Consider the following 22,820-nt stretch of genomic DNA (forward strand, 5'->3'; position numbering starts at 1 on the left):
TGGCCGGGATCGGGCTGATGACCACCGCCGTGTGGCTCGTGGTGCGCGCGGCCGGGCAGCCGCCGCTGTCGGCGTTGACGGTGGCGATCGTGGCGGTGCGGGCGCTGGCCCTGGCGCGCGGCGGCCTGCGGTACGCCGAGCGGCTGGCCGGGCACTCGGCCGTGCTGCGGCACCTGGCGGAGGTGCGCGGCCGGGTGTACGACGCGCTGCTGCGCCGTCCGCTCGCCGACGGCGACGCGCTCACCCGACTGGTGTCCGATGTGGACGGTGTGCAGGACGCGCTGCTGCGGTGCGCGTTGCCCGGCGCGGTGGCGGTCGTGGTGGGTGCGGTGGCGTTGGTCGCGACGGGCTTCGCGTGGCCGTTGGCGATCGGGTTGGTGGTGACGGTATTCCTCGTGCCGTGGGCCGCGTACGGGCTCGCGGTGCGGCACTTGAGGGCGCTGGCGCCGTTGCGGTCGGAGTTGGCGGAGCGGACCGTCGTGCTGCTGGACGGCGCCGCGGAGCTGACGGCGTTCGGCGCCCTGGACCGCGAGCTGGACGCGACCGGCCGGGTGGTCGACGCGGTGGCCGAACGGGAGCGGCGGGGCGGGTTCGGCGCGGCGGCGTTGGCGGCGGTGGCCGTGGTCGTGCAGTTCGGGGTGGCGGTGGCGTTCCTGCGGTCCGGCGCGCCGGCGCACGTCGTGCTCGGCTCGGTCGCGGTGCTGGAGGTGGCGGTGCCGCTGGCGGCGGCGGCCCAGCGGTGGGCCGAGGTGCGCGGGTCGGTCGGGCGGGTGCGGGAGGCGGTGCGGGCGGTGCCGGCGCCCGTGCCGGACGTGGCGTTGCCCGTGGGCCGGGTCGGGGTGGTGGGCGCCAGCGGGGCCGGGAAGAGCACGTTCCTGCGGGCGTTGGCCGCCGCGCACCCCGGCGTCGCCAAGGGCGTGCTGGACGACGCGCACGTCTTCCACGCGACCGTGGAGGCGAACGTGCGGCTCGCCCGGCCCGAGGCGTCGCGGGAGGAGCTGGAGCGGGTCGCCCGGGTGGTGGACCTGGACGTCCCGTGGGACACCGTCGTGGGTGAGGACGGGGACGCGTTGTCCGGCGGTCAGCGGCAACGCCTGCTGCTGGCGCGGGCGTTGTTGGCCGACCCGGACGTGCTGCTGCTGGACGAACCGGTCGAGGGCCTGGCCGTCGACCACGGTGACGCCGTGCTGCGTCGGGTGCTCGATCGTGTCGGCGCCGTCGTGCTGGTCACGCACCGGCTGGCGCCGTTGGTCGACTTCGACCGGATCGTGGTGTTCGAGGGCGGTCGGGTGGTGCAGGAGGGTTCGCACGAGGAGTTGGTCGCCGTTGACGGGTACTACCGCGACCGCTGGAGCACCGAGCGCATGGCGGGCCGGTCCTCGGCGGGCACGTCCACCGGCGACGGCAGCCACTCGCCGTCGAACGGCACGAACTGCGTCAGCGTCGACGACGCCACCGGCACGCCGCAGCGGCGCAGCGCGGTGACCGCGATCTGAGCCGCCATCGGCCCGAGCTGGCGCAGGTCGCGGTTGCGGTGCTTGCGCACGCCCAGGTTGACCTGCGCGATCCCGTCCAGGCCGTACCGGGTGTGCGCGTCGAGCAGCAGGCCGATCTCGACGCCGTAGCCGGGCGCGAACGGCACCGACTCCAGGAAGTCGCGCGTGCCCGCGTACTCGCCGCCCAGCGGCTGCACGACACCCGCCAGCTCGGGCCGCAGGGCGTTGAGCAGCGGCCGTGCCGCCAGTTCGGTGACCCGGCCGCCGCCGGTGCTCTCCAGCCGCAGCGGCCGGCGGTAGAAGCCCTTCACCAGGTGCACGTCGTCGCGGGTGAGCAGCGGGCCGAGCAGGGCGGGCACGAACTCCGGGTCGGGGTCGACCAGGTCGGAGTCGAGGAACACGACCAGGTCGCCGGTGGTGGCGGCCAACGAGCGCCAGAGGACCTCGCCCTTGCCGGGGCGCGGTTCCAGGTCGGGCAGCACGTCGGTCCGGTGCACGACCCGCGCGCCGGCGGCGGCCGCGACTTCGGCGGTGTTGTCGGTGGAGCCGGAGTCGATGACGACGAGCTCGTCCACGAGGCCGCCGAGCAGCGGGCGCACGATGGCCACCACGTCACCGACCGTGCCCTCCTCGTCGAGCGCGGGCAGGACCACGCTGACCGTGCGACTCCCCTTGTGCGCCAGGAGTTCTTGAACAGTCCACTGTGGATGCTGCCAGGTGTTCGCCGCGAACCAGTCCGCCATCAGGCCAGCGCCCTCAGCACGCGCGCCGGCGGACGCGTGCCCGCGATGCTCGCCACCATCTCCACCACGCGCCTGGTCTGGCGCACCTGGTGCGCCCGGAACACCTTCGCGCCCGCCCACGCGGCCACGGAGGTGGCGGCCAGCGTGCCGTCGACCCGGTCGTCGACGTCGGCGCCCAGGGTCTCGCCGACGAAGTCCTTGTTCGACAACGCCATCAGCACCGGCCAGCCGGTGGCCACGAGCTCGTCCAGCCGGCGGAGCAGTTCCAGGCCGTGCCAGGTGTTCTTGCCGAAGTCGTGGGTCGGGTCGATCAGCACGCCCTCGGCGGGCACGCCCAGCGCCACCATCCGCTCGGCCCGCTCGACCAGTTCCGCCACCACGGACGCGACCACGTCGGCGTAGCGGACGCGGTGCGGGTCGGTGCGCGGCGGGAGGCCGCCGGTGTGGGAGCAGACGATGCCGACGCCGAACTCGGCCGCCACCTCGGCCAGCGCCGGGTCCGCGCCCGCCCACGTGTCGTTGATCAGGTCCGCGCCCACCTCGCACACCGCGCGGCCCACCTCGTGCCGCCACGTGTCGACGCTGATGACCAGGTCCGGGTGCCGTTCGCGGACCGCGGCGACGAACGGCACGACGCGGCGCGCCTCCTCGGCGGCGTCGACCACCTCGCCCTTGGAGCCCGCCTTGACCCCGCCGATGTCGACGATGTCCGCGCCCTCGGCGACGACCCGGTCCACCGCGGCCATCGCGGCGTCGTCGGAGAACGTGGCGCCGCGGTCGTAGAACGAGTCGCGCGTCCGGTTGACGATCGCCATCACCAGGGCGCGATCTCCGGGGACTTCTCGTGAGCCGAACCGCATGAGCGGCATCGTGCCATGTCGGGTGGTGGCGTGATCCGTGTCACAGTGTGCCGCTACTGGTGAGTAGGGTTCGTGTTTACTCGCCGGTAGCGTGGTGCGTGATCCCGGTCACGGTCACGGTCCTGATGCGGGTGCCGGTTTTGGTTCCGGTGCCGGTGCCGGTGCCGGTGCGGGTGCGGGTGCGGGGTGGTCAGTCAAGGGCAAGGTCAAGGAGGACCTCGTGCGCCGATCATTTTCCCTGGTGTTCGCCGCTGTGGTGGCGCTCGTGGTGGCGCCGCCGGTCCGGGCGGTGGAGCCCGGGTTCGCGGTCGCGTACGAGACCGTTCCCGGTGAGGGTGGCACGCCGTTGAAGGCGTTCGTCGTCACGCCGACCGGGCGGGGCAGCGGGCCGTTCCCGTTGATCGTGCTGCCGTCGAGTTGGGGCGTGAACAACATCGAGTACGTCGGGGCGGCGGCGAAGCTGGCGTACGAGTCCGGGTACTCGGTGATCAGCTACACGTCGCGCGGCTTCCACGACTCGGCGGGTGAGATCGACGTGGCCGGGCCGGACACGGTGGCCGACGTCAGCCGGGTGATCGACTGGGGCTTGGCGCACGCGGGCGGCGACCCGGCGCGGATCGGCGTCGGGGGGATCTCGTACGGGGCGGGGCAGTCGTTGTTGGCCGCGGCGCGCGACCCCCGGATCAAGGCGGTGGCGGCGCTGAGCACGTGGACCGACCTCGGGCGCTCGCTGTACCCGAACGAGACGGTCAGCGCGCAGGCGGTGGAGTTGCTGCTGGCGGCCGGGAAGCTGACCGGACGGCCGGGGCCGGTGCTGCGCGAGGCCGAAGCCGCTTATCGGGACGACCGGTTCGCCGACGTGCTGCCGATCTCGCCGCCGCGGTCACCCGCTTCGCACGTGTCGTCGATCAAGGCGGCGGTGATGATCGGCAACGCGTGGAACGACGGGCTGTTCCCGCCGAGCCAGATCACGGACTTCTTCGGCGCGTTGACCGGCCCGAAGCGGTTGATGCTGTCGCCGGGTGACCACGCGACGGCGGAGCTGTTCGGGGCGGCCGGGTTGCCGAACGAGATCTGGACGTCGGTGGGGCGTTGGTTCGACCACCACTTGAAAGGTGCGGCGAACGGGGTCGAGCGGGAGCTGCCCGTGCACGTGAAGCCGAGCAACGGTGGTGGTTGGCGATCGTTCGCGTCGTGGGCGGCGGTGACGGCTCGGACGGACGCGGTGGCGTTGGCGGCGGATCGGTTCGGAGCTGGTGATCGGATCGCGGCTGGGTGGCCGACGCTCGCGGAGAGCGGGGTGGTGCTGGTGTCGGGGGCGTTGCAGGGGTTCTTGCGGGTGCCGGTCGGGGTGGCCACGCCGTTGATCGACCGGGGTGCGGCGGCGGTGTGGCGGGGGCCGGTGGAGTGGCGCGGGACGACGGTCAGCGGGACGCCTCGGGTGCGCTTGACGGTGACGCCCAGTGCGGCTCGGACGACGTTGTACGCGTACCTGTACGAGGTGAACGCGCTGGGGTTGGGTGCGTTGGTCACGCACAAGCCGGTGACGGTGGCGGGGAGCGGGGCGCGGGTGGTGGACGTGGAGTTGGAGCCGGTGGTGTGGGACGTGGCGGCCGGGAACCGGTTGGTGCTGGTCGTGGACACCGTGGATGCCCGGTACGAGGGGTACAGCGTGCTGGGGTCGTCGGTGACGTTCGGGGCGGAGTCGTGGTTGACGGTGCCGCGAGGGTGAGTGTTCGCGAGCGGGTGAGGTCCGAAGGGTTGAGGGCCGAAAAGCTGAAAGCTAAAGAGTCCTCGCCGGACGGGCAGATCAGCAGGATGACGGCCGGTGGGTGGGGATGTGCCGGGTCCGTTGTTGGTCGGGTTTCGTGTCATCCCACCGACCTCCCTACGGGCTACCACACGTATCAAGGGGGGCGACATCAGTGGACGGTGCGGGCATCGGTGAACAGCGCCCCCCTTGACACGCGCGGTAGGGCGGAGCCAGGTCGGCGGGATGACACGAAGCCCTTCCTTTGGGGAAGGGTGTGGGCAACGCGCGTCAGTGGACGGGGGTAGCTGACAGCGGGTGACAGGATTTCCTGCGAGGATCACCCGCATGGAAGCGAAGGCGACGTTCAAGATCACCCGATGGGACCAGACCGTCTACGACGAGGCGGAGCCGCAGCTGGGCCGGGCGCTCGTGGACAAGGCGTACAGCGGCGCGATGGAGGGCACCAGCACCGCCGAGTTGACGATGTGCCAGCCGTCGGACGGCGCCGCCGGGTACGTGGGCACCGAGAGGTTCACCGGGACGGTTGAGGGGAAGGCTGGGACGTTCGTGCTCCAGCACGGCGCGATCATGTCGCCGGACGGGGCGCAGTTCTGGGGGCACATCGTGCCCGGGTCGGGGACCGGTGAGCTCGCCGGCATCTCCGGGACGGCCCGGTTGGAGCACGAGCTCATCATCCTGGACGCCGACCTTGGCTGACCGCGAACGGGTGATCGCGTACCGGGTCGCGGCGCACCAGTTCGACCGGTCCGTCACCGACGCGTCCCGGTTGCGGGTGTTCGACCTCGGGCTCCAGGACTCCGAGCGGTCGGCGGTGGTGGGGTTGGCGGCGCGGTTGGCGACGGTGCCGGAGTTGGACGCGTTCACCCTCACGTGGAGCGTGCGGGGTGCGCCGCACTGGCACCGGACCGACGAGGTGGCGGCGTTGGCGGCTCGGTTGTGGCCGTTGAGCGACGCCGACGCGGTGACCCGGATGAACCGGCCGCCGGTGGCGGACGGGCTGGAGGTGCTGCACGAGGTCGCGGCGGCGTTGCGCGAGGTGGTGAGCGGGCCGATGACGAAGGGTGAGGCGTCGTCCCGGCTCACCGCGAAGGTGCGGCCGGAGGTCACCGCCTGGTGCCGTGGGTGCGACGCCACGCACGTGCTGGACCCGGTCTTTCGCCTCGCCGTGCTGCCCGCCGGCCTGCGGTTCGACCCGGCGGAGAGGACGGTGACGTTCGTGCCGCTGGAGGGCCGCCGCGAGGTGCCCCGGGCGAACGAGGGCTTCGAGGCGCTGATCGCGGACTACCTGCGGCTGCACGGTCCCGCCGGGCCGTCCGAGGTGGCGCACTACTTCGGCGCGCCGGTGCGCGAGGTGAAGGACGTGTGGCCGGACGACCTGGTGGCGGTGTCCAAGCGGGCGTGGTTGCCGGCCGATCGGATGGCGGCCTTCGAGAACCCGCCGGAGCCCGAGGTGGTGCGGTTGCTGCCGCCGTTGGACCCCTACCTGAACGCGCGCGACCGCGACCTGCTCGTGCCGGACAAGGCGCACCAGAAGCAGGTGTGGCGCATCCTGGGCCGCCGTGGCGCGCTGCTCGTGGACGGCGAGATCCTGGGCACCTGGCAGGCCAGGGCGACGGGCGCGCGGCTGGACGTCAAGGTGTCGCCGTTCGTGCCGCTGGACGTGGGGATGTTCGCGGAGGAGGCGACGCGGTTGGCCGCCGCACGAGGCCTGGAGGAGGCGCGCGTCAGCTGACGGGACGCGCGCGACCCCACCAGGTCAGTGCGCGTCCGCCCACGCCTTGTGCGCGTCGTTCACCACGCGCACCGCGTCGTCGATGTCGTCGGTCAGGTACAGCAGGTCGAGGTCCTTCTCGCCGACCTTGCCGCTGGCGAGCACCGAGTCGCGGACCCAGTCGTAGAGGCCCTGCCAGTAGGCCTTGCCGAACAGGACCACCGGGAACTTGGTGACCTTCTTCGTCTGCACGAGCGTCAACGCCTCGAACAGCTCGTCGAGCGTGCCGAACCCGCCCGGCAGGCAGATGAACGCCTGCGAGTACTTGATGAACATGGTCTTGCGCACGAAGAAGTAGCGGAAGTTCACGCCGAGGTCGACCCACGGGTTCAGGCCCTGCTCGAACGGCAGCTCGATGCCGAGGCCGATGGAGAACCCGCCCGCCTCCGAGCAGCCCCGGTTGACCGCCTCCATCGCGCCCGGCCCGCCGCCGGTGATCACCGCGAACCCGGCCTCGGCCAGCGCGCCGCCCAGCTTGCGGCCCGTCTCGTACTCGGGGTGGTCGCGGCCGGTGCGGGCGGAGCCGAACACGGTCACCGCGCTGGGCACCTCGGCCAGCGCGCCGAAGCCCTCGACGAACTCCGCCTGGATGCGCAGCACGCGCCACGGGTCGGTGTGCACCCAGTCGCTCGGGCCGCGCGAGTCCAGCAGCCGTTGGTCCGTGGTGGTCAGCTCGTCGCGGCGTTCGCGCCGCAGGACGACCGGTCCGCGCTGCTTCTCCTTGGGGTGCTCGTCCACGCTGTCCGTCATTGGCCGGAGTCTAGCCGCGCGCCGGGCCGAGGAAGCGGCGCAGCACGTCGGCGCACTGCCGGATCTGGTGCACCGGGACGTTCTCCTGCTGCGTGTGCGCGAGCGTCGGGTCGCCCGGCCCGAAGTTCACCGCCGGCATGCCGAGGGCGGCGAAGCGGGCCACGTCGGTCCAGCCGAGCTTGGCGACGGGGGTGCCGCCGGCGGCGTCGACCAGCTCCTTCGTGGTCGGCGCGTTCAGGCCGGGCAGCGCGCCCGGCGAGCTGTCGGTGACCGTGAGGTCGTAGCCCTCGAACACCTCGCGCAGGTGCTGTTCGGCCTGCTCGGGGGTGCGGTCGGGGGCGAAGCGGTGGTTGACCGTGAGCACGGCCTCGTCCGGCACGACGTTGCCCGCGACGCCGCCGCTGATCTTCACGGCCTGCAGGCCCTCGCGGTACAGGCAGCCGTCGATCTCGACCTGGCGCGGCTCGTACGCGGCCAGGCGGTTCAGGGCGTCGCCGATGGCGTGGATGGCGTTCACGCCCATCCAGCCGCGCGCGGTGTGGGCGCGGACGCCCTTCGTGCGGAGCTCGACGCGGATCGTGCCCTGGCAGCCGGCCTCGATCACGCCGTTGGACGGCTCGCACACGATCGCGAGGTCGCCGTGCAGCCACTCGGGCAGCTCGCGCTCGATGCGGCCGAGGCCGTTGCGGACGGCCTCGATCTCCTCGCAGTCGTAGAAGATGAAGGTGAGGTCGTGGCGGGGGTCGGCGACCGTGGCGGCGAGGTGCAGCATGACCGCGTCGCCGCCCTTCATGTCGACGGTGCCGCAGCCGTGCAGGATGCCGTTCTCCAGGCGGGACGGCAGGTTGTCGTTGATCGGCACGGTGTCGAGGTGGCCGGCGAGCACGACGCGGGACGGGCGGCCGAGGTTCGTGCGGGCCAGCACGGCGTTGCCGGACCTGGTGACTTCGAGGGCGGTCTGGTCCTTGAGGGACCGTTCGACGAGGTCGGCGATCCGCGCTTCGTCCTCGGAGACGCTGGGCGTGTCGACCAGCGCGGCGGTCAGCTCGACGGGATCGGCGGCGAGGTGCAAGGTGTCGGCCACGCGGCGCACGTTACCGTTGACACCCGTGAGCACCGCAAACCCCACCGGCGCGTACGGCGTCGGACTCGCCACCGTCACCCCTACCGGCGCTGTGCTGGACACGTGGTTCCCGTCGCCGTCCCTCGGGGACGCGGAGCCCGGTGTGGCGCTGCTGTCGTCCGCGGAGGTCTCGGCCGCGCTCGGTGAGGCCGCCGCCAAGCAGCTCGGCGCGGACGCCGAGCGCGACGTCGAGGTCGTCGGCGTCCGGGTCGGCATCGGCTCGCTGGCCGACGCGCCCACCTCGACCTACGACGTGTGGCTCCGGCTGCACCTGCTGTCGTCGCGGCTCGTGCGGCCGCACGGCGCGAACCTGGACGGGCTGTTCGGGCTGCTCAACAACGTGGTGTGGACGAACTTCGGCCCGTGCGCGGTGGAGGGGTTCGAGCAGACCCGGCTGCGGCTGCGGGCGCGTGGTCCGGTGACCGTGTACGGGGTCGACAAGTTCCCCCGGATGGTGGACTACGTCGTGCCGTCCGGGGTGCGGATCGCGGACGCGGACCGCGTGCGCATGGGCGCGCACCTGGCGTCGGGCACGACCGTGATGCACGAGGGCTTCGTGAACTTCAACGCCGGCACGCTCGGCACGTCCATGGTGGAGGGCCGCATCTCGGCCGGTGTGGTCGTCGGTGACGGCTCGGACGTGGGCGGCGGCGCGTCGATCATGGGCACGTTGTCCGGTGGCGGCAAGCAGGTCATCTCGGTCGGGGAACGGTGCCTGATCGGCGCGAACGGCGGCGTGGGCATCTCGTTGGGCGACGACTGCGTGGTGGAGGCCGGCCTCTACATCACGGCGGGCACGAAGGTCACCGGCGCGGACGGCGCGGTCGTCAAGGCCGGTGAGCTGTCGGGCATGTCGAACCTGCTGTTCCTCCGCGACTCGACCACCGGCGTCGTCAAGGTCCTGCCCCGCAAGGGCACGGGCATCGAGCTGAACGCCGCCCTGCACGCCAACGACTGACCCCGCGCGCCGAACCCCCGAGTTCGCGTTCAGGCGACCTGAGCGTCGAACTCGGGGGTCCTGAGCGTTCGACACGCGGTCAGTCGTCGGTGTGGAAGGCGACGAGTTTGACGTCCGAGAGGCGGACGTCCATGGTCTCGGTCACCTTCCGCAGCACGCGGCCCAGCAGCGGTGACGACCACAGCAGCCGTTGGACCCGCAGGCCGAGAGGCGTGAACTGCCAGCCGACAATCCTGGCGATCAACGGCGCCGACTGCTCGTCGATCAGGGGAACGACCCGCGCGATCGACGTCGACCCGCGCGCCACCCGCTCCAACCACGTGCGGGCCTCCTCGTAGCCGCGGCGGGCCAGGACCAGCACGGCCACGTGGTCGGCGCAGTGGTGGTGCCCCTGCTTGAACGCGCGCCTGAAGTGCTTCTCGGCCTCATCCAAGCGGCCGGTGACCTCGTAGAGGCGGGCGAGGTCGTGCGTCGACCGCAGGTCGTCGCCCCCCGCCAGCTCGACCAGCCACCGCTCCGCCTCGGCCCAGTCACGGCGGCGCACCGCTTCGCGCGCGAGCACCCGCTTGGCCTTGCGCGACCCGGCCGCCGCCTCGCCCTGGAGGATGTCCCAGGCCTCCCCCGCCTCGCCCGGCCGCTTGAGCAGGAGCATCGCCAGGTCCACCCGGGCGGCTTCGACGCCCCGCGCGACGGCCAGCCGGTACCACTCCAGCGCCTTCGCAGTGCTGCCCGTGCCGGCGTGGATCCGCCCGATGAACATCGCGTGCCGCTGGTAGGCCTCGTCGTCCGACGGCAGGTCGCGCAGCAGGGCGCGGGACGCGCGCCGGCGTCCCTCGTGCATCAGGATCTCGGCGAACGCCAACCTGCTGAACGGGTCGCCGTCACGCGCCGCTTCCTCGATCCGGGTCCGGGCGGTCGGCGACGCGCCCAGCTCGGCTTCGATGTCCACCAGGTGCCGCAGGCAGTCGCGGTTGCCCTGGTCGGCCGCGCGCGCCAACCAAAGCCGGGCCCGGGGCATGTCGTTCCGGCGCATCGCGTGGTGCCCCATCATGGACGCGACGTCCCGGTCGCCGAGCTTGAAGGCCTTCTCCGCGAGCCGGTCGGCCTTCCGCCAGTGCTTCGCCCGCAGCTCCCACACGGCCTCCCGGTGGTAGGCGAACGGGAAGTCGAGCGCCTGGCTCTCGCGCAGCAGCCGCAGGGCCTCCGCCCGGTCACCGCCGCGGCGCTCGTGGATCGCCAGGTTGTACAGGGCGTTGCCGGCGAGCGTCGGGTCGGGGCTGGTCGCCAGCCGGCGGCACAGCGGCACGAGGACGTCCACCCGCTCGTAGGCGATGGCGGCCCGCAGGACGTCGACCCGCTCGGCTTCCCCGGTCACAGCCCCCGCGAACTCCCACGCCTCGTCGCGGACGTCCTGGCGGCGGGCGTCCACCTCGTCGACCAGGTAGTCGAAGACCCGCAGACCCGTGTCCGCCGACCGCACCAGCGCGCTGGTGCCGTAGACCGCCTCGCACGCCCAGCGCAGCGCCTCGTGCAGGTCGTCGTCGGACCACTCGGGCTCGGTGGCGGGCCGGATCGCCCGGGCCACCGCGAACACGTCGGCGGTCGTGGGGACGCGGAGCCCGCAGCGCATCAGGTCGACCGCAGCCAGCACCAGGTGGTGCCCGCAAGGGTTGGCGGAGGCAGCGTCGTCGAAGCGGTCGACCAAGTCACGCGCCGCGGACAGGTACTCCGCCAGTCCCCGGTCCGCCAGCGCGGACGGTGGGACGTGGGGCAGCACCGCGGCCATCCGGTCGAGTTCGCCCTCGGTGAGCACCCGCTCCAGCGACCGGGACTCGGCCTGCCGGATGACCCGCCACTCCGGGCCGTCCTGCCCGTTGACCGGCGCGTAGACCCTCTTGGCGTTGTTGCGCATGGTGGCCACGACGCGGCAGGTGCCGGCGGTCAGGGCGGTGATGGTCTGCAACGAGACGCCACCGGCGCCCAGGTAGCGGTCCAGGTCGTCCAGCCACACCACGCAGTCGCCGAAGTCGACCCCCAAGGAGATCAGCTCGTCCAGCGAGCCCGGGGTGCGCGGCACGACCAGCGCCCGATCGGGGTGCGCGGCCCGGACCGCCTCGAACGCCGTCCGCGTCTTGCCCGCCTTCGACTCCCCGAGCAGCAGCGTGAAAGCGGACTCCTTCAGCAGCGCGACCAGCTTCTCATCCAGGTCACGCGGCACGTAAGCGGCCGCGCCACCGGCACCGGGCAGGTCGAGCGACCTGGTCACGCCCACCGCGGCGTGGTCGGTCACCTCGCGCACCGTCGGGCAGCGGCCGTCCACGAACAGGTGGATGTGCTCGCGCAAGCTCGTCCACTCGGCGCTCTCCCGCGCCCGCCGCTCGCGCCGCTCTTTGCGGGTCTCCCGCACCTGCACGCAGACGAACGTGAGCAGCGCGACGACCATGGCGCACGTGGCCGCGGCGGCGCTGACCTGGGGAGCCGACCCCGTCCACCCGTTGCCGAGGTCGGCCGGCGGCGCCTGCGTGAGCACGACGGCGGCGCCCGCCACGAACACCGCGGCGGCGGACCAGCGCCAGACGTGCTTGCCCGACCGCTCGTCACGGCGTAATCGGAGGCCCTGCTCCGTCGTTCTGCGTGCCACGCCCGTCCCGCCGTTCCGGTGACCCGCGGCACCGTTGTGCCGAGCGCCATCGACCTCACCATCGGGTGAGGCGGCGGGACGTTACGGCCGGGCGGAGGAGGCGGTCAGTCGCTCAGGCGGGCGATGGCCGTGGTGATGGCGGAGTCGGTGGCGGTCAGCGCGATGCGGACGTGCCGGTCGCCCGTCGGGCCGTAGAACGTGCCCGGGGCGGCCAGGACGCCGCGGTCCGCGAGCCAGCCGATGGTGTCCCAGGCGTTCTCGCCGTCACGGGTTGACCACAGGTAGAGGCCGGCCTCCGAGTGGTCGACGGTGAAGCCGGCCGCGGTCAGCGCGGGCAGCAGCACGGCACGCCGCGCCCGGTACCGCTCGCGCTGCTCGGCCACGTGCGCGTCATCGTTCATCGCCGCCGTGATCGCCGCCTGCACGGGCCGCGGCACGATCATCCCCGCGTGCTTGCGCACCTCGAGCAACGACGCCACCAGGGCCGGGTCGCCCGTCACGAACCCCGCCCGGTACCCGGCCAGGCTGGACGACTTCGACAACGAGTGCACGGCCAGCACGCCGTCCAACGATCCGCCGTTGACCGACGGCAGCAGCACGGACACCGGCTGCGCGTCCCACGCGAGCGCCAAGTAGCACTCGTCGGACGCGACGAGGGCCCCGACCGCCCGCGCGTCGGCCACGGCCTGCGCCAACTGGGCCTCCGACAGCACCCGACCGGTCGGGTTGGACGGCGAGTTCAGCCACACCAGCGACGTCCCGGGCGGCGGCGGCTCGCCGTCGGCCAGCCGCACGGGGGTGGCGCCCGCCAGCCGCGCGCCCACCTCGTAGGTCGGGTACGCCAACGCCGGGATGGCCACCACGTCGCCCGGCCCCAGGCCCAGCAACGTCGGCAGCCACGCCACCAGCTCCTTCGACCCGATGGTCGGCAGCACCGCCGCCGGGTCGAGCCCGACGACGCCGTGCCGCCGCGCCAGCGCGCCGACGACCGCCTCGCGCAACGCGGGCGTGCCGTGCGTGGTCGGGTAGCCCGGCTCGTCGGCCACCGTGCCGAGGGCGTGCCGGATCAGCTCCGGGACCGGGTCCACCGGGGTGCCGATGGACAGGTCGACCACGCCGCCGGGGTGCGTGCGCGCCTTGGCGGCGTGGTCGGCCAGCGAGTCCCAGGGGAAGTCCGGGAGCCTCCTGCTGGACGTCACTCGTGCGACGCCTGCGGGGGGAGAGCCTTGATGAACGCGGGGTCGGCGCTGACCTTGCCGACCTTGGAGGCGCCGCCGGGTGAGCCCAGCTCGTCGAAGAAGTCCACGTTCGCCTTCGTGTACTCCTTCCACTCGTCCGGCACGTCGTCCTCGTAGTAGATGGCCTCGACGGGGCACACCGGCTCGCAAGCACCACAGTCGACGCACTCATCCGGGTGGATGTAGAGCATCCGGTCGCCTTCGTAGATGCAGTCGACGGGGCACTCTTCGATGCACGCCTTGTCGAGCACGTCCACGCACGGCTGGGCGATCACATAGGTCACTGCGCTCTCCTGCTCTTGTTCTGGTCCACACCGCGCAAGCCGGAGAGTACGCGGCGGAGTCGATTGTCCAACGCGCAGGCTTGCCTTATCAGCACCGTGCTCCACCTCACAGACCGCCGCTCACCTGCGCGGTGCACGATGCGGGGGTGCAGCACGTCACCGAGTTGGAGCAACGGTGTGCCGACGCGTGGCCGGCGCTGGTCGACCGGCCGCTCGGGCAGTGGCGGCTCAGGGCCGCGGGCGGCTTCACCGGACGTGCCAACAGCGCCCTGACCACGGGTGATCCGGGGATCCCGGTCGCCGACGCGCTCGCCGAGGTGATCGACTTCGCGACCGCCAACGGCATCAAGCCGGCCGCCCACGTGGTGATCGGCGCACCCGCCGAGGCGGGCGTCGAAGCGGCCGGATGGCGGATCGACGTCGATCACCCGGGCGGCGCGGAATCGCTGGTGATGACCGGCTCGACGGCTGGGTTCGCCACCCCGAAGGAAGCCGACGTGGTCATTTCGGACTTCCCGTCTCCCGGATGGTGGGAGCTGGCCGCGCAACCCGACCCGACCCCCGCGCAACGGCACGTGCTCGCGTCCGGCGGGCAGGTCGGTTTCGGCGCGGTCGTCGGGGACGGTCGGGTGCTCGCCGCCGTGCGCGGCGCCGTCGTCGGCGACCTGCTCCACGTGGCGCGGCTCGCCGTCCGCCCCGAGGCGCGCCGGCTCGGCCTGGCACGGCGGCTGATGGGCGGCCTGGCGGCGTGGGGCGTCGACCGCGGCGCGACGACGTGCGCGCTCCAGGTGGCCGAGCACAACAAGCCCGCGATCACGCTCTACGAGTCGCTGGGCTGCGTCGAGCACCACCGCTACCGCTACTGGGTGTCGAACCACGCGTAGGCGGCCTTGCGGACCCGTTTCAACGCCGAGCGCTCGCCGAAGTAGTCGCCCACCACGCCGACGACCGGCAGCATGCCCAGCGCCTGGTGGTACAGCCGGCCCTGCGGGCGCTTGTCCAGCTCGTCCTCCAGCTTCCAGAGGACCTTGGCGAGCTTCCAGATCGTCGCGCCGATCGCCCGGAACGTGGACCGCTCCCGCAGCTCCTCGGTCAGCACGGCGGTCTGCTCGTCCTCCTTGGCCGAGTCGACCGGCAGCCCGTCGACCTCCCGCTGGAACAGCACGTGCGCGAGCAGCCGCACGCGGTCCTCGGTCGAGGTGAACCCGTGCTCGCCCGCGATCGCCGACAGCAGCAGCCCCTGCCCCGCCGCGCCCAGCGCCGACTGGATCGGCAGCCGGTCGGCCAGCACGCCGCCGATGCCGGGCAGCGCGGCCACCAGCGACACCACCCGGCCGACCCGGTTGAGCCAGAACTCGTCGCGCTGGAGCACGTCCATGCGCGTCCACGCGGCCGTGCCCGGCACCTTCACCGCGGCCAGCTGGTCCCAGAGCTTGTCGACGAGCTTGCGGTCGGCGTCGCGCTCCGCCTCGCGGTCGCGCAGGCCGAGCAGGTTCGCGTCGCGCAGGGTGTCCAGCAGCGGACCGGTGGCCCGCACGAACGGGCGCAGGGCCCGCACCACGTCCCGGTCAGTGATCGTCTCCGGCACCGGCCGTCCTCCCCATGTGCGCGCCCACCGCGATGGCGCCCGGCAGCGCGCCCCCGGCGAACAGCACCAGGGTGCGCCAGTCGTCGAGGAGTACCACGTCGCCGCCCGGGCCGAACAGGCCGAACAGCAGCAACGTGCCGATCCACACCAGCAGCGGCGACACGGCGGCCAACGTGCGGTGCGCGTGCCGCGAGGCGGCGACGACCAGCATCGGCGTGGTCACGATCGCGAGCACCACCGTGATCGGGAACGGCAGGTCGTCCACCCGCGGCAGCAGCGTGCCGTCCAACCGCATCGGCAGGAAGAACAGCTCGAGCACCGCGAGCGCGAACGCCGCGAGCGCGATCCCGACGAGAGCCAGGCGATCGGTCAATCGAGCCCTCCGAACAGGTCGGCCTCCGCGCCCTCCGCGGGCCCCTTGGCCAGCACGTAGTGCTCGGCCTGCACTACGGGCTGCGCGATGCCGTTGGACAGCGCGTAGGCGGCCCGGCCCGAGCCGTCCTGCCACACGCTGATCTGCGTGGAGTGCGCGCGCAACGCCCTGAGCTTCGCGACCAGGTGCTCGGAGATGTCGATCGTGGTGGTGATCGCGGCGTCGTCGGTGACCGCCAGCTCGCCCTCGGCGGGCAGCCGCCACGGCAGGTCGGGGATCTCCGCCAGCGCCGCCGCGCCCGCCTCGGTCGCCGCCCGGGAGGTCACCGCGTGGAAGACCCGGTCGACGTCCGTCGCCGCCGCCATGGTGATCTCGTGCGCCCGGATGTGGTCGGGGTGCCCGTAGCCGCCGAAGGCGTCGTAGGTGACGACGACCTGCGGCTTCACCGACGCGATGATCTCCGCCAGGGCGGCGGCCTGCTCGTCGGGGGAGCCGTTGACGAACGCGCGCGGGTGCCCGTTCGCCTCGACGCCCGCCATCCCGGAGTCCCGCCAGCGGCCGATGCCGCCGAGGAACCGGTGGTCGGTCACGCCGAGCGCCGCGCAGGCGGATCTCAGTTCCGCGACCCGGTACCCGCCGAGCTGATCGGCGGCGTCCGCGGTCAGCTCCTGGAGCGCCGGCGGGATGATCTCGCCCTCCTCGCCGAGGGTGCAGGTGACCACGGTGACGTGCACGCCCATCGCCGAGTAGCGGGCGATGGTGCCCCCCGTCCACAGGCTCTCGTCGTCGGGGTGTGCGTGTACCAGCAGCAACCGTGGTGGAGCGGTGAGCGTCACCGGAAGAGAGTAATCGGTGGGGAACCGCCGCTGCTCCGCAGGCGGCGGAGCAGCGGCGGGGACCTCTGGCTCAGCCGCCGAAGGCGGGCGCCACCTCGGCGAAGTGGCACGCCGAGAGCGTGCCCTCGGCGTCGCCGCGCCGTTCCAGCTTGGGCTCCTCGACGGCGCAGATGTCCTGCGCCTTCCAGCACCGGGTGCGGAAGCGGCAGCCCGACGGCGGGTTCACCGGCGACGGCACGTCACCGGTGAGCACGATCCGCTGACGCCCGCGTTCCAGCTTCGGGTTCGGCACCGGCACCGCGGACAGCAGCGCCTGCGTGTACGGGTGCATCGGCCGGGCGTAGATGTCCTCCCGGTCGCCGATCTCGATGATCTTGCCGAGGTACATCACGGCGACCCGGTCGGAGATGTGCCGCACGACCGACAGGTCGTGCGCCACGAACAGGTACGCCAGGCCCAGGCGCTCCTGCAGCTCCTCCAGCAGGTTCACCACGCCCGCCTGCACCGACACGTCCAGCGCGGACACCGGCTCGTCCAGCACCACGAGCTTCGGGTTGAGCGCGAGCGCCCGGGCGATGCCGATGCGCTGGCGCTGGCCGCCGGAGAACTCGTGCGCGTACCGGTTGCGGTGCTCCGGGTTCAGGCCCACCAGCTCCATGAGCTCGTTGACCCGGCCCTGCACGTCCGTGCCGCTGCCCTCGGGCATGCCGTGGATCTTGAACGGCTCGGAGATCAGCTCGTTGATCTGCCAGCGCGGGTTCAGCGACGCGTACGGGTCCTGGAACACGATCTGCATGTCCCGGCGCACGGACCGCAGGCCCTTGCCCCGCAACGTGGTCAGCTCGCGGCCCTCGAACTTCACCGAGCCCGACGTCGGCTTGTGCAGCTGCAGGATCGCCCGACCGGTGGTGGACTTGCCGCAGCCGGACTCGCCGACCAGGCCGAGCGTCTCGCCCTGGTGCAGCGCGAAGCTGACGCCGGACACCGCCTGGACCTGCCCCACCGTGCGCGGGATGATGCCGCCGCCGCGCACCGGGAACGACTTGACCAGGTCCTTGACCTCCAGCAGCGGTGACTCGCCCGGACGTGCGCCGGACTCGAGGCCACCGGCCTGGGCGTTGATCTCTGTCGAGGTCATGAGGTCGGCTTCTCCTCTTCGTGCAACCGAGCTTCGACCACGTCGACGTCCTCGCTCACCGGGATGTCCGGGTTCGCCATGGTCAGCGACGCGGGGTTCTCGACCACGCCGATCTCGTCGTGGGCGAACAGCCGCTGCGGGTTCTCGATGGTCGCCAGGTGCGCGGAGCGGTGGCACCGCGCGAAGTGGCCGGCCCGGTCGGTCTCCAGCAGCAGCGGCTCGGTCTCGCGGCACTCGTCGATCGCCAACGGGCAGCGCGGCGAGAACGAGCAGCCGCGCGGCAGGTTCATCAGCGACGGCGGGGCGCCCTTGATCGGCGTGAGCCGCTTGCCCAGCATGTTCGGGTTCGGGATCGAGCCGAGCAGGCCGACGGTGTACGGCATCCGCTGGGCCTCGAAGACCTCGTCCACGGCGCCCTGCTCGACGACCGTGCCGCCGTACATGACCTGCACGCGGTCCACCATGCCCGCCACCACGCCCAGGTCGTGCGTGATGACCATGATGCCCGCGCTCGTCTCGTCCCGGATGCGCAGCAGCGTGTCCAGGATCTGCGCCTGCACGGTCACGTCCAGCGCCGTGGTCGGCTCGTCCGCGATGATCACGTCCGGGTCGTTGATGATCGCCATCGCGATCATCGCGCGCTGCCGCATGCCGCCGGAGAACTCGTGCGGGTACTGCGCGGCGCGGCGGTCCGGCTGCGGGATGCCCACGAGCTCCAGCGCCTCGACGGCCTTGGCCCAGGCGGCCTTCTTCGACACGTCGTGGTGCGCCCGGTGCGCCTCGGCGAGCTGCCAGCCCACCGTGTAGACCGGGTTCATCGAGGTCATCGGGTCCTGGAAGATCATCGAGACGCCGTTGCCGCGTACCGGCTGCATCTCCTTGTAGTTCAGGCCGACGAGCTCGCGGTCCTTGAACTTGATCGACCCGCCGATCTTCGCGGTCTTGGGCAGCAGGCCCATGATCGCCATCGACGACACCGACTTGCCGGAACCCGACTCGCCCACGATGCCCAGCACCTCGCCGGGGCCGAGGGTGAACGACACGTCGCGCACGGCGTGCACGGTGCCGTCGTCGGTCGGGAAGTCCACCGACAGGTTCTCGACTCGCAGCAGCTTCTCACCGCTCCCGGCGGTGCTTTGCCACGCCGAGGACTCCGGTGCGCCCATCACGTCCACCTCACTCATGCCTTCACCCTCTTCTGCCTCGGGTCGAAGGCGTCCCGGAGCCCGTCGCCGATGAAGTTCACCGACAGCGAGATGAGCACGATGAAGGCGAACGGGATGAAGAACAACCACGGGTGCAGCGTCAGCTCGTTCTTGTTCAGGCTGATCATCAGCCCGAGCGAGGTGTCCGGCGGCTGCACGCCGAGGCCGATGAACGACAGCGCGGCCTCCAGCAGCACCGCCTGGGCCACCGCCAGCGTGGCGTTCACGATGATCACGTCGACGGTGTTGGGCAGGATGTGCCGGAAGACGATCCGCGAGGTGGACGCGCCCAGCGCGCGGGCCGCCTCGACGAACTCCTTCTCCCGCAACGACAGCACCATGCCGCGGATCACCCGGGCGATCGACAGCCAGCCGATCAGGCCGAGGTACAGCGCCACGATGAGCCAGTTGCTGCCGCTGCCGCCCGCGACGGAGAGCACGAAGCTGTTGCGCACCAGCACGGCCGCGATCACGAACGCGGGGATGACCAGCAGCAGGTCGATGAACCGGCTGATCAGGCTGTCGACCCAGCCGCGCATGTACCCGGCGAGCGCGCCGAGCACGACGCCGATCACCGTGGACACCAGGGCGACGACGATCGCGATCTGCAACGAGAACTGCGAGCCGCGGATGATCAGCGCGACCATGTCGCCGCCAAGCCGGTCGGTGCCGAACGGGTGGTCGCCGCTGGGCGGCAGGTACCGCTGGAAGCCCAGGTCGGTGTAGGAGTACTTCCAGATCAGCCCGCCCAGGAAGGCGAACAGCACGAGCACGACGAACAACGCGAGGCCGACGACGGCGGCGCGGTGTCGCAGGAAGCGGCGCAGGATGACCTGCCACTGCTTGCGGGCCGAGGTGGTGTCGAACTGACTTGCCTCGGCCGAGGTGGGCGTTGGAGCCTGCGCCACAGGCGAACCGATCTCAGTCAAGGCGAATCCTCGGGTCCAGGTAGGCGTAAAGGACATCCGCGATCAGGTTGAACACGATGATGAACACCGCGGTCACCATCATGAAGCCGAGCACCTGGTATGGCTCTTTCTTCGTGATCGCGTCGATCAGGAACTTGCCCATGCCGGACCAGCCGAACACGGTCTCGGTGATCACCGCGCCGCCGAAGCCGGCGCCGATGTTCAGCGACGAGACGGTGATGATCGGGATCAGGGCGTTGCGGAACGCGTGCCGGAAGATCGACCGCCCCTGCGAGATGCCCTTCGCCTGCGCGGTGCGCACGTAGTCGGCGTTCAGCGTCTCCAGCATGGACGCGCGCTGGAACCGGCTGTACAGCGCGAACTGGATCACCACGAGGCAGATCGTCGGCAGGATGTAGGCGCCGCTGTACTGGAACACCTGCTCGCCGAAGCTGCCCTTGAAGCCGTCACCCGGCGGTCCCGCGGTGATGATCCACCGGTCCCCGCCGATCGACTCCAGCCAGTTGTTGAGCTGGATGCCGCCCGCCTTCAGGATGAGGGCGACGCAGAAGAGCGGCATCGAGAACATCGCGAACGCTATTCCGGTCGCCGTGTAGTCGAATATCGAGTACTGTCTGACCGCGCCGATCACGCCGATCGCCATGCCGAGGATCAACGCGATCAACTCGGCCGCGACGATCAGGCGCAGGGTGACGGTGAAGGCCTTGAACAGGTCGTCCTTGACCGGCTTGCCGGCGTTGCCGGGGACGACGGACTCGCCCCAGTCGCCGGTGACGAACTTGCCGGCCCAGTCGACGTAGCGCTCGACGAACGGCTTGTTGTAGCCCGTGCGCTCGTAGGCGAGGGCGATTTCAGCCGGGGTCCGCGGCTTCTGGAGCTTCCACTCGTCCAGGGGATCGCCCATCGCGGCGGTGAGTCCGAAGCAGAGGAACGAGGCGGCGATCAGCAGCGGAATCGCGATCAACAACCGCCGGATTATGTAACGGAACATGACAAGTCTCTTGTCTTCCCAGGCAGGCCAGCCGCCTGCGACAGCCGGCGATCCCACCCACCGGAACGCGGACACCGTCCGGGGGGTCGGTGCGGTCTGCACCGACCCCCCGGGCCGGACTCATCTTCTACAACTCAAGCGAACCGCGCCGAACCTACTTCTTCTGCCACGCGAACAGGTTCCACGTGACACCGCCGCCGACGCCGACGTAGGCGATCGGGCCGATGTTCGCGTCACTCGCCGCGAAGTCCGGCAGCTGGAACAGCGGGATGCTGTGCAGGTCGTCCCGCATCAGCTTGTCGACCTCGTTCATCATGGTGAGGCGCTTGGCGTAGTCGAGCTCGCCGTTGGCGGCCTTCCACTTCTCGTCGACCTGCTTGTTCGAGTAGAGGTTGTAGTTGCCCGAGCCGCCCGCGTCCTTCGACGCGTAGTTGCCGTAGGCGCCGGCCTTCAAGGGCTGGCCGACCCACGCGAACAGCGCCGCGTCGAACTCGCTCGCGGTGAGCCGCTTGGAGTTGAAGTCGTCAGCCTGGTCCTGGATGATCTCGATACCGGCCTGCTTGCACTTGTCCTGCAGGATGCGGACCGTGTCGGCACGACGCTGGACGATCTTGTGGCCCAGCTTGAACGACGCGCGGAACTCGCCCTTGGCGTAGATGCCGTCGGCGCCCTGCTTCCAGCCGGCGTCCTCGAGGGTCTTCTTGGCCGCGGCCACGTCACCCTTGCCGAGGTCGCTGTAGTGGTCCTCGTAGCCGACCTCGTTGGGCATCATCACGAGGCTGCCCAGCGGGGTGGCGTTCGGGTCGACGTCCTTGATCAGCTTGTCGACCAGGCCCTGGTTGTCGAAGCACTGCCCGATCGCCAGCCGCAGTTCCTTGTTGTTCTTGAACAAGGGCAGCGACATGTTGAAGTCGACGTGCTCGAAGGTCTGGCCACCGGCCGCGAAGACGGTGAACGCGCTGTCGCCGCGCAGCTGCTGGGCGACCGCCGGGTCGGCCTGCGGCGCGATCACGGCGACTTCCTTGTTCTGCAGCTGCTGGGTCGCCGACTGCGAGTCGGTGTTGGTCTTCAGGATGACCCGCGCCGGGCCACCGGGGTTGCCCCACCACTTCGGGTTGCGGACGAGGACCGTCTGGTCCTTCAGGTCCGTCGACTCGATCATGTAGGCGCTGCCGGACAGCGACAGGTCCTTGTTAAAGCCGCGCCAGCCCTTGGTGAAGAACTCGGCCGCCTTCTTGACCTGGTCGTCGTTCTGCTCCGGCGTGACCTTCATGATGTCGGCGATGCCGGTCTGCTTCTCCAGGACGTGCGCCGGGAGGAGCCCGTCGCTACCGGGGGTGGAGAAGATGCCGCGGTAGTCGGCGTACGGCTTGTCCTTGAAGAAGGAGGTCTTGACGGTCTTGTCGTTGTCCGAGCACTCGATCTTCTCGATGTTCTCGTACCCGGTCGGCGTGGCGTCCCAGATCGAGACCTCGGTGCCGTCGTCGCCCTTGATGGTGGCCTTGCTCGTCGCGGCCAGCCACTTCAGGTAGAAGTCGTCGCAGTCGATCTGCTCGCCGTCGGACCAGACCGCCTCCTTCCGCACCTTCCACTCGATGACCTGCGGGTCGCTCGAGACGACCTTGATCGACTCCATCAGGTCGCCGTCGACCTTGATGACCAGCTTGCCGTCGACGAAGTCGGTGAAGTAGGGCGAGGGGATCACATTCGACAACGCGATCGTGTTGGCGAAGCTGTTCGACGCACCGATGTAGTTCTGGTAGTCGTCGAAGCCCTCTTCGACGGCGATGGCGATCTCGCCGATGTCGTCAACCTTCGGGCGCTGGAACACCTCGTCCTGCGCGCCGATCTTGCCTGGGTCGGCGTTCTGCTGGCCGCCCTGATCGCCGCTCGTCCCGCCGCCACCGCACGCGCTCAGCGCGAGCGTGGCCGAGGTCAGCAGCGCGAGCGCCGAGACAGCCTTTGATCTCCTCATCGACACGTGCCCTCCTAGCACTGGGTTGGAGCGACCGTTTGGGCCGACTTCCACCCATAACCGTGATGTGCCAAACGCGCCCCGAACCGACACACCGTTGCAGCACGATAAGAACCAGTGCGCGGCACGGTCACTGCCCATCGGCCG

General features: G+C 71.2%; 20 protein-coding genes and 1 pseudogene. 6 read left to right on the forward strand and 15 right to left on the reverse strand.

Translation table 11 applies throughout. The features are described 5' to 3' along the window. Positions 1–17 precede the first annotated feature (17 nt). Positions 18–1,142 (forward strand): annotated as a pseudogene (locus ABTZ99_RS10515) (ATP-binding cassette domain-containing protein); the annotation flags it as partial. A 194-nt stretch (positions 1,143–1,336) separates the two neighbouring features. Here the strand turns inward: ABTZ99_RS10515 and ABTZ99_RS10520 are convergent. Together ABTZ99_RS10520 and folP are read right to left on the reverse strand one after the other, a co-directional pair. Continuing rightward, complete coding sequence (locus tag ABTZ99_RS10520; RefSeq protein WP_499610229.1) at positions 1,337–2,239, reverse strand: glucosyl-3-phosphoglycerate synthase; 903 nt, start codon at positions 2,237–2,239, stop codon at positions 1,337–1,339. Next, the gene (folP, locus tag ABTZ99_RS10525; protein WP_499610231.1) at positions 2,239–3,108 is read right to left on the reverse strand and encodes a dihydropteroate synthase; all 870 of its coding nucleotides are present in this window, start codon (positions 3,106–3,108) and stop codon (positions 2,239–2,241) included. The genes ABTZ99_RS10520 and folP overlap by 1 nt, the downstream gene beginning before the upstream one ends. A 211-nt stretch (positions 3,109–3,319) precedes the next feature. On the opposite strand from folP, the gene ABTZ99_RS10530 reads away from it, so the two are divergent. The 3 genes from ABTZ99_RS10530 (at position 3,320) to ABTZ99_RS10540 (ending at position 6,605) form a co-directional block, all read left to right on the forward strand. Continuing rightward, positions 3,320–4,831, forward strand: coding sequence for a CocE/NonD family hydrolase (locus ABTZ99_RS10530; protein ID WP_499610233.1), 1,512 nt, complete (start codon positions 3,320–3,322; stop codon positions 4,829–4,831). Between the two features lie 366 nt (positions 4,832–5,197). Then, positions 5,198–5,569 (forward strand): DUF3224 domain-containing protein, encoded by a 372-nt coding sequence (locus ABTZ99_RS10535; protein ID WP_498774328.1) that lies wholly within the window; start codon positions 5,198–5,200, stop codon positions 5,567–5,569. Then, positions 5,562–6,605, forward strand: coding sequence for a DNA glycosylase AlkZ-like family protein (locus ABTZ99_RS10540; RefSeq protein ID WP_499610236.1), 1,044 nt, complete (start codon positions 5,562–5,564; stop codon positions 6,603–6,605). The genes ABTZ99_RS10535 and ABTZ99_RS10540 overlap by 8 nt, the downstream gene beginning before the upstream one ends. Positions 6,606–6,629: 24 nt before the next feature. Here the strand turns inward: ABTZ99_RS10540 and ABTZ99_RS10545 are convergent, their stop codons facing one another. Together ABTZ99_RS10545 and dapE are read right to left on the reverse strand one after the other, a co-directional pair. Continuing rightward, complete coding sequence (locus tag ABTZ99_RS10545; RefSeq protein WP_498774324.1) at positions 6,630–7,394, reverse strand: LOG family protein; 765 nt, start codon at positions 7,392–7,394, stop codon at positions 6,630–6,632. 10 nt (positions 7,395–7,404) lie between these two features. Then, complete coding sequence (dapE, locus tag ABTZ99_RS10550; protein WP_498774322.1) at positions 7,405–8,478, reverse strand: succinyl-diaminopimelate desuccinylase; 1,074 nt, start codon at positions 8,476–8,478, stop codon at positions 7,405–7,407. Positions 8,479–8,503: 25 nt separating this feature from the next. On the opposite strand from dapE, the gene dapD reads away from it, so the two are divergent. Then, positions 8,504–9,475: a 2,3,4,5-tetrahydropyridine-2,6-dicarboxylate N-succinyltransferase gene (gene dapD, locus ABTZ99_RS10555; RefSeq protein WP_499610239.1), complete on the forward strand. Its 972-nt coding sequence runs from the start codon at positions 8,504–8,506 to the stop codon at positions 9,473–9,475. Between the two features lie 79 nt (positions 9,476–9,554). Here the strand turns inward: dapD and ABTZ99_RS10560 are convergent, their stop codons facing one another. The 3 genes from ABTZ99_RS10560 to fdxA form a co-directional block, all read right to left on the reverse strand. Further along, positions 9,555–12,116 carry a tetratricopeptide repeat protein gene (locus ABTZ99_RS10560; protein ID WP_499610241.1) on the reverse strand — a complete coding sequence of 854 codons (2,562 nt, stop codon included), beginning with the start codon at positions 12,114–12,116 and terminating at the stop codon, positions 9,555–9,557. Between the two features lie 104 nt (positions 12,117–12,220). Continuing rightward, a complete protein-coding gene (dapC, locus tag ABTZ99_RS10565) occupies positions 12,221–13,315 on the reverse strand; it encodes a succinyldiaminopimelate transaminase (RefSeq protein ID WP_498774316.1) in 1,095 nt (364 codons plus the stop codon). After that, positions 13,312–13,638, reverse strand: coding sequence for a ferredoxin (gene fdxA, locus ABTZ99_RS10570; protein ID WP_053716290.1), 327 nt, complete (start codon positions 13,636–13,638; stop codon positions 13,312–13,314). The genes dapC and fdxA overlap by 4 nt, the downstream gene beginning before the upstream one ends. Before the next feature lie 146 nt (positions 13,639–13,784). Here fdxA and ABTZ99_RS10575 point away from each other — a divergent pair, with 146 nt between their 5' ends. Further along, the gene (locus tag ABTZ99_RS10575; protein WP_498774314.1) at positions 13,785–14,522 is read left to right on the forward strand and encodes a GNAT family N-acetyltransferase; all 738 of its coding nucleotides are present in this window, start codon (positions 13,785–13,787) and stop codon (positions 14,520–14,522) included. Here ABTZ99_RS10575 and ABTZ99_RS10580 read toward each other — a convergent pair. From ABTZ99_RS10580 to ABTZ99_RS10615, 8 genes are all read right to left on the reverse strand, one after another. Then, positions 14,498–15,226, reverse strand: coding sequence for a hypothetical protein (locus ABTZ99_RS10580; RefSeq protein WP_498774312.1), 729 nt, complete (start codon positions 15,224–15,226; stop codon positions 14,498–14,500). The two genes, ABTZ99_RS10575 and ABTZ99_RS10580, sit on opposite strands and share 25 nt — an antisense overlap. Next, the gene (locus ABTZ99_RS10585) at positions 15,207–15,599 is read right to left on the reverse strand and encodes a hypothetical protein (RefSeq protein WP_499610245.1); all 393 of its coding nucleotides are present in this window, start codon (positions 15,597–15,599) and stop codon (positions 15,207–15,209) included. The genes ABTZ99_RS10580 and ABTZ99_RS10585 overlap by 20 nt, the downstream gene beginning before the upstream one ends. Then, a complete protein-coding gene (mshB, locus tag ABTZ99_RS10590) occupies positions 15,596–16,435 on the reverse strand; it encodes an N-acetyl-1-D-myo-inositol-2-amino-2-deoxy-alpha-D-glucopyranoside deacetylase (protein WP_498774308.1) in 840 nt (279 codons plus the stop codon). The genes ABTZ99_RS10585 and mshB overlap by 4 nt, the downstream gene beginning before the upstream one ends. Before the next feature lie 70 nt (positions 16,436–16,505). Next, complete coding sequence (locus ABTZ99_RS10595; protein ID WP_498774306.1) at positions 16,506–17,573, reverse strand: ABC transporter ATP-binding protein; 1,068 nt, start codon at positions 17,571–17,573, stop codon at positions 16,506–16,508. Next, positions 17,570–18,757, reverse strand: coding sequence for an ABC transporter ATP-binding protein (locus ABTZ99_RS10600; RefSeq protein WP_498774304.1), 1,188 nt, complete (start codon positions 18,755–18,757; stop codon positions 17,570–17,572). Before ABTZ99_RS10600 ends, ABTZ99_RS10595 begins: the two co-directional genes overlap by 4 nt. Then, positions 18,754–19,707, reverse strand: a complete 954-nt coding sequence (locus ABTZ99_RS10605) for an ABC transporter permease (RefSeq protein WP_498774302.1) — start codon at positions 19,705–19,707, stop codon at positions 18,754–18,756. Before ABTZ99_RS10605 ends, ABTZ99_RS10600 begins: the two co-directional genes overlap by 4 nt. Further along, positions 19,700–20,698: an ABC transporter permease gene (locus tag ABTZ99_RS10610; protein ID WP_498774644.1), complete on the reverse strand. Its 999-nt coding sequence runs from the start codon at positions 20,696–20,698 to the stop codon at positions 19,700–19,702. The genes ABTZ99_RS10605 and ABTZ99_RS10610 overlap by 8 nt, the downstream gene beginning before the upstream one ends. 154 nt (positions 20,699–20,852) lie before the next feature. Beyond that, positions 20,853–22,673: an ABC transporter family substrate-binding protein gene (locus ABTZ99_RS10615; protein ID WP_499610250.1), complete on the reverse strand. Its 1,821-nt coding sequence runs from the start codon at positions 22,671–22,673 to the stop codon at positions 20,853–20,855. Positions 22,674–22,820: the final 147 nt, after the last annotated feature.

The organism is Actinosynnema sp. NPDC002837 (assembly GCF_040295345.1).
Taxonomy (GTDB): domain Bacteria; phylum Actinomycetota; class Actinomycetes; order Mycobacteriales; family Pseudonocardiaceae; genus Actinosynnema.